The organism is Ruegeria sp. Alg231-54 (assembly GCF_900143525.1).
GTDB lineage: Bacteria > Pseudomonadota > Alphaproteobacteria > Rhodobacterales > Rhodobacteraceae > Ruegeria.
Window position 1 is genome coordinate 45,041 of record NZ_FREZ01000018.1, and the last position, 10,062, is coordinate 55,102.

The 10,062-nt window shown below is 49.0% G+C and carries 10 protein-coding genes and 1 pseudogene; 8 read left to right on the plus strand and 3 right to left on the minus strand.

Annotated features, from left to right (window positions below; translation table 11 throughout):
- Nucleotides 1–617: 617 nt before the first annotated feature.
- Complete coding sequence (locus DHN12_RS21845) at nucleotides 618–977, minus strand: nuclear transport factor 2 family protein (protein WP_082636996.1); 360 nt, start codon at nucleotides 975–977, stop codon at nucleotides 618–620.
- A gap of 503 nt (nucleotides 978–1,480) precedes the next feature.
- Here DHN12_RS21845 and DHN12_RS21855 point away from each other — a divergent pair.
- Nucleotides 1,481–1,840, plus strand: a complete 360-nt coding sequence (locus DHN12_RS21855; RefSeq protein WP_108862080.1) for a hypothetical protein — start codon at nucleotides 1,481–1,483, stop codon at nucleotides 1,838–1,840.
- Nucleotides 1,841–1,979: 139 nt separating this feature from the next.
- Here DHN12_RS21855 and DHN12_RS21860 read toward each other — a convergent pair whose 3' ends face one another.
- A complete protein-coding gene (locus DHN12_RS21860; RefSeq protein WP_082636997.1) occupies nucleotides 1,980–2,906 on the minus strand; it encodes a sulfotransferase domain-containing protein in 927 nt (308 codons plus the stop codon).
- A gap of 928 nt (nucleotides 2,907–3,834) precedes the next feature.
- Here DHN12_RS21860 and DHN12_RS21870 point away from each other — a divergent pair.
- The 4 genes from DHN12_RS21870 to DHN12_RS21885 all read left to right on the plus strand — a co-directional run bounded on the left by DHN12_RS21870 (nucleotide 3,835) and on the right by DHN12_RS21885 (nucleotide 7,099).
- Complete coding sequence (locus DHN12_RS21870) at nucleotides 3,835–4,008, plus strand: hypothetical protein (protein ID WP_234416744.1); 174 nt, start codon at nucleotides 3,835–3,837, stop codon at nucleotides 4,006–4,008.
- A gap of 356 nt (nucleotides 4,009–4,364) precedes the next feature.
- Nucleotides 4,365–4,955: a helix-turn-helix domain-containing protein gene (locus DHN12_RS21875; protein WP_159090152.1), complete on the plus strand. Its 591-nt coding sequence runs from the start codon at nucleotides 4,365–4,367 to the stop codon at nucleotides 4,953–4,955.
- A gap of 437 nt (nucleotides 4,956–5,392) precedes the next feature.
- Nucleotides 5,393–6,568, plus strand: a complete 1,176-nt coding sequence (locus tag DHN12_RS21880) for an alpha/beta hydrolase (RefSeq protein WP_108862083.1) — start codon at nucleotides 5,393–5,395, stop codon at nucleotides 6,566–6,568.
- 45 nt (nucleotides 6,569–6,613) lie between these two features.
- Complete coding sequence (locus DHN12_RS21885; RefSeq protein ID WP_159090154.1) at nucleotides 6,614–7,099, plus strand: hypothetical protein; 486 nt, start codon at nucleotides 6,614–6,616, stop codon at nucleotides 7,097–7,099.
- Nucleotides 7,100–7,407: 308 nt separating this feature from the next.
- On the opposite strand, the gene DHN12_RS24535 is transcribed toward DHN12_RS21885, so the two are convergent.
- Nucleotides 7,408–7,554: a hypothetical protein gene (locus DHN12_RS24535; RefSeq protein WP_159090156.1), complete on the minus strand. Its 147-nt coding sequence runs from the start codon at nucleotides 7,552–7,554 to the stop codon at nucleotides 7,408–7,410.
- A 237-nt stretch (nucleotides 7,555–7,791) separates the two neighbouring features.
- On the opposite strand from DHN12_RS24535, the gene DHN12_RS21890 reads away from it, so the two are divergent.
- The 3 genes and pseudogenes from DHN12_RS21890 to DHN12_RS21900 all read left to right on the plus strand — a co-directional run.
- Complete coding sequence (locus DHN12_RS21890) at nucleotides 7,792–8,385, plus strand: YSC84-related protein (protein WP_058272692.1); 594 nt, start codon at nucleotides 7,792–7,794, stop codon at nucleotides 8,383–8,385.
- Nucleotides 8,386–8,622: 237 nt separating this feature from the next.
- Nucleotides 8,623–9,150, plus strand: a complete 528-nt coding sequence (locus DHN12_RS21895) for a hypothetical protein (RefSeq protein WP_058272691.1) — start codon at nucleotides 8,623–8,625, stop codon at nucleotides 9,148–9,150.
- Nucleotides 9,151–9,613: 463 nt separating this feature from the next.
- Nucleotides 9,614–10,062 (plus strand): annotated as a pseudogene (locus DHN12_RS21900) (transposase); the annotation flags it as partial.

A 10,062-nucleotide genomic window follows, 5' to 3' on the forward strand; every position in this document is an offset into this window, starting at 1 on the left:
ACTTTGCAAAGTCAGCTTTCTGCGCATCACAGACTTTCGCGAGAATCCAAGCAAAAAGCCCGCATGGAACCCAAGGGGCCTTGGGAGGCCCCGTGAGGGGTTGGGCACCGCAAAGGACCAAAACCGTAACAACTACGCCAAAAACTGATTGAATTCATCGCTAAGGCAGACAATCGCGCAGCGCAAAACTATGGGCAAACTACGCAAACTTTTGGGGTGCGCGAAGTGTTATGCGCAAACCTACAAGATCTGTAGGGACGCGCATAACGCTGCATTCTTATCATTGATTTTATTCAGAAAATCTGGGTGTCTTCGCCCAGAATTTTGTACAGCATTTGCGCATAGGTTTGCATTTTTTGCCCATAAGATTGCACGGTTCACTATACGCGCTCAATTGTCGATTGTCGTACAGTGGCTTGATCAACTTGAACGCACCATAACTCAGCCAAAAGTGCGTTATTCTTGGAACAATTCAACCCAAAACCGAACAAAACAACTCAATTGCGAGGCTATGGTAGATTCCTTTCAATTTAGCTCGGCTCGGTAAGTTTAGATAAAAACTATTTAACATCGGCAATTCGACGCATGGGATCAGACGGCAGCAAGCTGTTTAAATTCTAGGGATGCGTCTCATTAAGACTGCATCGGGTGATTAGCCATCGACCATCTGGTTGTCGCTCAAGCACATTTAGCGAAACGCCTTCACCTGTCGTGCCTTCGCTAAATTCTGCAAGACACCAGCCGAGTTCGCCGTCTCGACCTGCACTAGAGACAGTGATTTTTTTGTCTTCTCCACCTTCCGCGACCCACTCTGCATGTGTGTCTTCAATAGCTTGCCTTCCAATGGAAGGTGGGCCGAAAGGAGAGTACATCTCTGCTTGCGCTGCAAACACTGAAGCGCATCCATTGGCGTCCCCTTGTTGGTAGCAGGCGACATAGTGGTCGAATACCTCCTGGCACTGTTGTTTGAAGGACATACAAACACTCCTAATTTCGCTGTCCTAGCATCAGGTTCTGCAGTTCTACTGTCAAATCAACCTCGATCAGATTGTTTGCGTCGCTTCTACCTTGGGCGGAGCAGCTTACGCTTGCAATTGGGAAAGTGAAGAGGTTGATCGACGAGCAGCCCGACCTGTTTGGTGATGAACACCCGTCCATCGTTCAGATCAAACAGAAATGGGGAGGCTTGCGCGTCTATGAGGGTCCGGGCTGCAACCAGGCTACGAGTGAAGAGATTCAATGGCGTGTCGATCAGATTGAGCAAACCTGTGTAGGTTGTTCTAATTCTGCCCAACGCCAGAACGTCCTTGGGTTTGTGACGACGCTTTGCAGCTGTTGCTGTCTAGGCGTTTTCAAAGTCAGACCGACAAGCGTAATGGTTTGGAACGCTATCGATCATTGCTTCATAATTTGATGCTTCCAAAGCAATTGTGGCTTGTGCATTGTTAGTAAGAGCTCTGTGAAATTGAAGGGACATCGCGTGAAGATCTATTCCGTATTCGTTTGGTTACTTGCTCTTAGCTTGACATTTGGAGGCGTTGATTTGGTATCCGCCAAAGAGAAAGGCGGAAACTCAAAAGACAAAAAAGTTCAGCTGGACGGCAAACCAGGCAAGGGCCAGAAAGCTGTGCCACCAGGACAAATAAAGAGATATACAAGGGGCGCCAAGCTTCCCAGCGACTTGGACTACACGGACATTGGAGACCTTGTTGACTGGAAATTAAAACCTCCGGGAAAAGGCAATCGTTACATACGCGTCAACGATGAGATTTTGGAAGTTACTGATGACCTTTCAACGGTCGTCGACGCAGTTGGCATCGTTGGAGACCTCGCCAAATAAGAGGGCCTATAAAACTTAGGTTACTTTAAGCACTAGAGCCTAACGTTAAACTTGCGGACAAGGCAGACTGTCAAAGATCTGCCCATTGGTCCTTAATTTTGCCAGTTCTTCCGTATTTGCTTCGCCGCACATGCGCTACTTAATTGGGTAAAGTGCCTCCCTCGTAAACCCATTTGATGGCGGCGGAATCCGGGCAAATCTGGCCACCAACTTCGCGCAGGTGCCGGGAAATCTCCTCCGTCATTCCATCCATTCTTGCCTCGCCAACGGCGCCCTTGCGGATCATGGCTCCGGAATTAAGGATCGGGATCTCTGAGACCGTACGCCCTTCAAACTTTCCCTCATTCGCTTTCATCCATGGGAAGGATGTAAACTCCAGTACATTAGCCCATTGTTCTTCGGTCAGCTCTTCACCGATGAATTCGGCAATCTTTCGGATTGATCCTTGGTGATCACTCTTCATGTCAGAGAAGTGCAGGAACAAAACGTTTGGTTCATTCCGAAGCGGCCACCACGCGGCGAGAAAGCCAAAGATTGCGCCTTGCATACCGTTGGCGTCAATCACATCAGAATAGAAGGATGGAAAGTCGGGTCGACAAAGGGCTTCTCTTGGCACGCCCCAGAGTTCATACCATGCGTCCGAGTGCTTGTTCAGGAATGGCCTGAATGAAACGAGGGCCTCCTCCGGATTTCGCATGATTACGACATATTTGACGTCGGTGCCCGACCCGACGCTCTGAAACGGCACCGCAGGTGGCGGCGAATGCGTCTTGAAAGCGCGGCGCGTGTTGGTTGGCATGGCTGTTACCCGTTCAACTACGACTTCCTGGGGCTGCCCGGGGAAGGCCAAAAATTCAATCCAAGGCACTTCTTCGTATACGTCTCGAAAATCATCAGCCCCGCCCGTTAATAACTGATGAACGATGTTCATTGTCCAGGTTGTCCCGCTTTTAATTGGAACAGAAATCACTACATCTCCGTCCCTCCAAGCGATCTTTTGTTGAATTTCCGGAACTATCCATGGTGGCCCTGAAGGTGGGGCGCCGTCTTCTGGGACGTCGTTCATTTTGATTGACCTCTCATTGGCCTCCCTTCGGTCGAGAGGACTAAACCACCAACTTACCCCGCAAAAGCGGACTTTTCCAAATCCCGTGCACCGAGACCACTCAGATCCATGCGTGATGGCCCAAACAAGACGGGGGGACGAACAGCTTTTTATTCGTGTCAACCAGCTTTAAAAATGAAAGTACCGGAGCGGGCTCGAGGCAGACGTTCACGAATTTGTCGCGATTGACCGCTTGGCGGGCAAGGCTGCCGTTTGCTGCGGCGCAGAGCTCCGGAACCAAATGAAGTATTGCTCAGTAGGCGGAGTGGACGAACAGAACTATCTTTCGCTGTCTCGTCTAAAAGCGCGGACCCTCATTGTCTATCTCACGGCAAAAGCCTTCTTCTACTACAGGATCGATATATAGCTAGCGGCGGACGCTCTACTTAGAAAAAAGGCCAGTAGAAGAAAAATCAACAAAATCGGGGCAGCAAATATAGCTTTTATTATCATAGGTTTTAGGGAGCTATTCTTGTCCGGGCCAAATGTTTCGACCTCGGCGTTGTTTAAAGGCGGGAATAGCTCCCTTTTGCTTTGCTTAACCATAGTCAACTCGTAAAAATAAACTATTTGCTATTTTTCAGACCTCACATTAACCGAGTGTTAACGCTCCTATTATTTCCGATTTAGTGGTTTATTTTGATCGCTGCTGGAGACAAAAACTTTAAAACTACTGCTATTGTTAACAGTCTTATATTCCCAAGTGATTCTTTTGGAGACAAAGGCTAAGATTTTAATACTAAATTAAAAATAACAACTTCTGAAAGTCGGAGAGCTGCCACATTACGGCCCTGTTTGAGCAACATTCTTAGGGATGGCATTCGTTCGCCGCCGCTGACCCGTATTTCTCAAAACGAAAAGGATTTCTGCAGTGTTGAACTTCCTTAAAGTGAGCGTTTCCGCACTCGTACTGTCTGCATTTGTAGTCGCGCCAATCGTGACCGTTTTCGCCACCGATTACGCATACGCCAAAAATGGCAACGGCAAAGGTGGAGGTAACAGCGGCGGAAAAGGGGATAACGGAGGTGGCAAGGGTGGCGGAAAGGGTGGCAACAGCGGTTAAAAAGGTGCCAAAAAGGGATGGGGTTCAGACAAAACTCTCAACGGGACAAACACGAAGTCTGCGAGCAAAAGTCATAAGTTAAAGAGCGCTAGTCGTTTAGGTCGGGCTGTGAAGGAAGACTTCCAGGCTTTAGGCCGCAACCTAAAGCAAAACGGTGTCAAAGGTCTATTCAACGGGAACAAGGCTCGGACCACCACCACACGAACAAATAAAGCGAGTGTTAAGCAATCCCCGAGACCACCAAGCAGAAAAGCAAAACTCCTTGATGATGTTACTCACCCCGATTGCTGTCATTTGGAAATGGGGACGGCTATGAGAGCACAAGCTCCGGTGGTTTCAATGGACGAGTGATATCTTTGGACGTTGATTACCTCGATAGAACCGCCCAAGCTTTAGGATTAGAAGTCCCTGAAACCATTCAATCAGCTTGCAAATTTGAAGCAGCTGGCTCGGATGTCGAGTTCAATAGACTGGATTCTTTTATTGCAAGGTTTTTAACCGACTCGACGTTGTTGTCAGATAGGGAAATGTGTGAGGCGTTGGCAAAGGAGATACTTCTGTTTGCCATAAATGGTGAAGCCCATGAAGACAAAAGTACCGCATTTCAGCGACGTAGAGCATTGAGACTCGCTTTGGAAAGAATGGAGCAATTCGCATGCGATCCTCTTTCCATCGCTGAGATCTGCAAGTCCGTGAGCTGTTCATGGCGGACCTTGGACAGGGTTTTCAAGGAAGAATTTGGAATCGGCCCGAAAGCCTATTTTGTTCGGTTTAGGTTGGGGCGTGCTCGAAATGAACTACTTACTTCAGACCCAGCCTTCACTGTCATTAATATCGCCAATCGCTGGGGCTTTTGGCACATGGGGCAATTTGCAGCCGATTACAAAAAAATGTTCGGTGAACTGCCATCAACCACCTTAAAGAGGGTATCGAAGTCAAATCGGTAGGTTTCCTTTTGAGAACCACCAATGCGACAACTGCGGTGTTCGGAGGGTGTGATATCTACGTTGCGAAGGGCCAGATGGTTTGCGCATCGCTTTTGTTCCCCCTTTCCGGCATACCATCAGGATGAGCCGCAATCGCAATGACAGATGGTCAAGTCCAAGACTTTTCGCCGGTGCGCACGTATAGTTGTGCAAAAAAGTATCGCAATAATAATAACTTGCGCAGAGATCGCTAACTGCCGCCAAACTTAGCAATCGCTTCCAAGGTCATTTCTTGTTCCAATGACGGATGGTTGCGACAAACCTTTAGGTCTATACAGATTGGATCGAGGTGACTTACGTACTTAATATGCAGTACTAAAATTTGTCTGGGTCTTTGAATTTTGAAACGTCCAAGCGAGAAGCGGTTTTATTCGAGCGCAAGATTGGCGTTCTCAAGAATGTTTGAACAGGGGTTAAGAAGCGCCCGACTTTATCTCAGCGGCCTTGAAAATTTATCTGACCTTGCTTGGCCAGCAGTTTTGTCAGTGATATTTGCATCACTGCTATTGTCGTGTTCGACTCCGAAAAACCTCGTTGGCGTTGAATTGAAGGCACCGCTGGACGTTGTGCGAGATGCAGGCCAACACCGCCTTTTCATAGCAACGACTAGAGTGCCGTCGAGCGTTTCTGGGGAGTTCTACTCCGGCGAACGAAGCCAAGCCCTGAACTTTGCACAGGTGGATATTTCAGTGCCGCCGTCACACGTGCCAGGCGAAATTGAACGACCTAGGCAATTGCCACCCGATCCGCAAAAGCACTTCACTATCAATCAACCCGTTTCATTCAACACGGAAACACAGTTTCAGAACGAGTTGACGGCACATTTGAAAGGTTTGCCCAGAGAAAATCGCAACATTTTGCTATTTGTCCACGGATACAACACGAACTTGACCTCGGCTATTCTTCAGGTGACACAATTTGTCGAAGACACCGGGTACAATGGTGTGCCTGTTCTTTTTTCATGGGCATCTAGCGGTCAAACATTGAAGTATGTCTACGACATAAACAGCGTACTTTCTGCGCGGGATCAATTGGTCAAAATGTTTTCGACTTTGCAGCTTGCAAGTGTCGAAAGCTACGATGTAGTTGCACATTCGATGGGAACTCTTCTGGTAATGGAGGCCGCACGCCAGATTGTTATTACAACTGGTATAAACCCAACCGGGAAAGTTCGGAATGTTGTGCTAGCCGCTCCGGATATCGACCGCGATCTTTTTCTGTCACAGCTAAGAAACTTTCCAGAAGGCGGATACAATATGATCATTCTTGTTTCATCAGATGACAAGGCATTGTTAGCAAGCCGCAGGGTTGCGGGGGGCGTATCTCGTATTGGTCAACTTCCGGCCTCTGAATTGGACAGGCGTGGAATAATCGCCATAGATTTAAGTGATGTGGATGACGACAGCTCTTATTCGCATGCCAAATATAAGGATTCCCCCGAAGTCGTTCGACTTCTTGGAGACGCCCTAAAAAACGGCAACAGCTTCAACGCCCGACCCAAGCTAACCTTAGGACAGACAATTGGTGTAGGCGTCGATGGAGCAATCAACACCTTGACTCCTGATCTTAATTGACAATCACTTTGCACATTAGGCTTGGCAGAACAATCGGAGCGTTCAATGTCTTATACGACGGGAAAGTTGCCAAGTTTTCTGAAAAATTCGCTTAGCGTCTTTTTGCTTTGTCTGTCGGCATCCACGACTCAAGCACTCGGTACAGATTGCCCGGAGAATCCAAAACTATCTGGGAGCGTGACTTTCACAGGGGAGACTAGGTCTCTAGTCATCGGTTTCCGTCAAGGCCAAGGAGTTTTAAGCCTCGAGGAAGGTCAAGAATTTCCGTTTTCTGTACGTGGTTTCAAATTTGGGGAAACTGGCACCCGCGATGGCACGATTTCGGGGAATGTTTACGGCCTGCAATCGCCAGATGATTTCCCGGGCGTTTATCAGGGGGTTGTCAGTGGTTTTCTTGCAATTGCAGGCAAAAGCGACATTGTGTTGGTGAACTCGAAATGCGTAACTATTGTAGCACGTGTTTCGGCGGTTGGAATGAATATGTCTTTGGAAGCGGACCAGGCGGTTATTATCAAATTTACTGACCATTGATTTCACCTGACCAGCCCGAACTTTGATTTCCCCAATTTGGCGTAGCCTTTTAGTCCGGGCACTTTGTTGCGCCATTGTTGGACTTATCCGTCCGCACTGGGCTGATTGTGTTGAAAAACTCGGTGTGCGGACCGAGGCGATCAAATTTGGAGAACATCCTCCCGCTAAAGCCCACATTTTCGAACGTAGTTTCCTGAGGGCTAAATCGGAGGGACGTTGTTCCAAAATTTTGGCGCGAATTTCGCGGGGTAGAGTTTTTCAACACAATCGGCTCGAAGCAGACATGGGGCACTGCAGCGGTTCGAACTCTAACCCAGTCCCGAAAGCAGACATTGCAGAAATCGGGATGATCTGGCGATTTCACCGGCTTGGCCCAATGCGTGGACATTCAGCTTTTTGAAGCTGTCGTTCGTATAATTGGGCCTGACCGACTGCTCAGTGCCCAAAGTGGTCATTATACGACGGCACTTTTTTGAACTGATCTCAAAACAGCTTTGCAAAACGTAGGTATTTGAAACCACGGCTCAGTTTCACCGGGAAGGCTCGAGAGCCGAACAACGGGACACCGGGAAAGCGGATCGGCGACTAAAGAACATGATAATTAAAAATATTATATCTGATTATGTGTATCCTTGATGATCTGGTAGTCATTTATGTGTGCTGTTCGCACAAGCAACCCGACTACTCGATTCATGATTTTTGAGGAATGGAAAATGCCTACATTTAAAAGCCGCCTTACAATCGTCTTCACAAGCCTTTTGTTCATTTTTGTGTTCGCAAACACTGCAACCGCAAAATTCACTGCTGAAGATGCAGCCAAACTGGACTCAGAAGCAGAAGCCACATTAGCTCAATTCAAGGCCGACACAAAAGGCGCTGACGAAGTGCTGGCGAGCGCTAAAGGCGTGCTGGTTTGCCCAAGCATCACGAAAGCGGGCCTAGGTTTTGGCGCTGAGGGAGGTCGGTGCGTACTGGTTACCGGCGCTGCTGAAAAGCTCTATTACAACACGTTCGGCGTCAAAGGTGGTTTCATCGCTGGAATTCAGTCCCACTCGATGATCTTGGCGTTGAACACAAACGAAGCGCTGGCAAAGTTCACCAGCAATGACCGCGAGTGGGAATTGGGCGTGGATGCATCAGTGGCCGTGGCCAAAGTTGGCGCTGGCGGTGACTTGGACACCACCAACCTTAAAAGCGATATCGTATCCTTCATTTTTGGTCAAAAAGGATTGATGGCTGATGTGAGCTGGAAAGGATCGCGTTTCAAAAAACTCGAAATCGAATAGTTGCTCGTTTTCCCAGACGAAGAAGTTTCGCGGTGCTACTACTCCTAACTGGATGTTCCGCGAAGCATCGTCGGTCATGGCGGGGCCTCGCGGTTCCTCCCGGTGCCCATTGCGGCCAATTGCCAAACTCTACCTGCCGCTTAGCAGCTAAGGAACGTTGAATTCAAAATTTGGAATTGTTACCACTTTAAGGCGGTTTCGCAAATCATCTGGGAAGAAAATTTAGGGAGTAATGTCATGACAAAAGTATTGAGAACATTGACGACTAGCGCAGCAATTGCACTTGGCACTGCGTGCGTTGCACTCGCTGATGACGGTGTCCTGCCAAAGGACAACGCCGAGTTTGAAAAATGGGGCGACGAGTCTGGCTGGACCATTTATGTAGATAAGAGCCGTAATGCTTGCCTGATCGAACGCGTGGATGAGAATGAGAACGTGGTGCAGATGGGGCTGACGGCAGACAAAGAGTTCGGCTATGTCGGAGTTTTTACTAAGGCCGACGTCGAATTCAAGGACAACAAGGTGCACCTGCGTCTGGATGACAAAGCCTATGTGGGCGATGCGACAGCCGCACCTTCGAACCTCGCACGCGACTACAAAGGTGGCTACTTGCTGGCCAACAACCCGAACTTTGTTGACGACCTTCAGAAGCGCTATGTCATGACCGTCATGCCAGAAGACGCCAACACTTTCGATGTGAGCCTAGATGGGACCCTCAAGGCCATAGACAAAGCTCGCGAATGCAACTCGGCGGTTGCTGGTTGATCGTCTCTAGCTGCGTTGGGGTCCCTCATTGCGCGAGGGGCCTTTGCTTTTTGACCAAAAAAAAAATCAAAATGCTGCGCTCAGTCGCTTAACAGCATTCGATGCTTCTGCAAGTTACAATTGGCCTGCGGCGGTTTGGTCCGCGCATAGTCACTAAATGCTTTACGCGGATTGAAGAGAGGTCCAAGACGGTTTGTCACAAAACGTTCACTCAACTCGATTAAGGGAAATCGCTCGTGAGTGGACAGTTTTAGCACCATCGGCCCGCTTGGTTTCGACCAGCGGGCCTATTCTAAGTGCCAGCGGTAGGTCGGGTTTGTCCGCTCCTCGTTTGTCGGTCCCGATTGCGGCGAAATGGTGGATTGAATTTCGCCCTTCAGACAGGCTTTCAATGACCGCTCTGACGATGAGCCTCCCCAACTGAACTGGTCCACCGTTATGCTTAGGAAACGGAGGACCACGAATGGCAAACAAGAGACCGAAGCCCGAAGAGATTGTCTCGAAGTTACGGCAGGTTGAAGTTCTGATGGGGCAAGGCATGTCCCGACTTGATGCGATCAGACAGATCGGCGTTGTTGAACAAACCTATTACCGCTGGCGCAAGAAGTACGGCGGAATGGGCGTAGATCAGTTGAAAGAATTGAAGCGGCTTCAGAAAGAGAACGAACGATTGCGACGTGCGGTTTCTGATCTGACGTTGGACAAACTGATCCTGACGGAAGCCACAAAGGGAAACTACTGAGCCCCGCTCGTCGTCGTGCTTGTGTTAACCATGTACGCAACCAGCTGAACGTTTCTGAGAGACGCGCCTGTCGCGTGCTTGGACAACACCGGTCCACGCAACGACGCATCCCAAGAGGCCGCGCGGACGAGGACAGGCTGGTCGCCGACATGATCGAGCTGACCCGTCAA

Bases quoted from the DNA above. Each gene is read 5' to 3' on its own strand.
- DHN12_RS24535 (WP_159090156.1), bottom strand. From the start codon at position 7,554: ATGACCACTTTGGGCACTGAGCAGTCGGTCAGGCCCAATTATACGAAC.
- DHN12_RS21860 (WP_082636997.1), bottom strand. From the start codon at position 2,906: ATGAACGACGTCCCAGAAGACGGCGCCCCACCTTCAGGGCCACCATGG.
- DHN12_RS21845 (WP_082636996.1), bottom strand. From the start codon at position 977: ATGTCCTTCAAACAACAGTGCCAGGAGGTATTCGACCACTATGTCGCC.
- DHN12_RS21880 (WP_108862083.1), top strand. From the start codon at position 5,393: ATGTTTGAACAGGGGTTAAGAAGCGCCCGACTTTATCTCAGCGGCCTT.
- DHN12_RS21895 (WP_058272691.1), top strand. From the start codon at position 8,623: ATGACAAAAGTATTGAGAACATTGACGACTAGCGCAGCAATTGCACTT.
- DHN12_RS21885 (WP_159090154.1), top strand. From the start codon at position 6,614: ATGTCTTATACGACGGGAAAGTTGCCAAGTTTTCTGAAAAATTCGCTT.
- DHN12_RS21890 (WP_058272692.1), top strand. From the start codon at position 7,792: ATGATTTTTGAGGAATGGAAAATGCCTACATTTAAAAGCCGCCTTACA.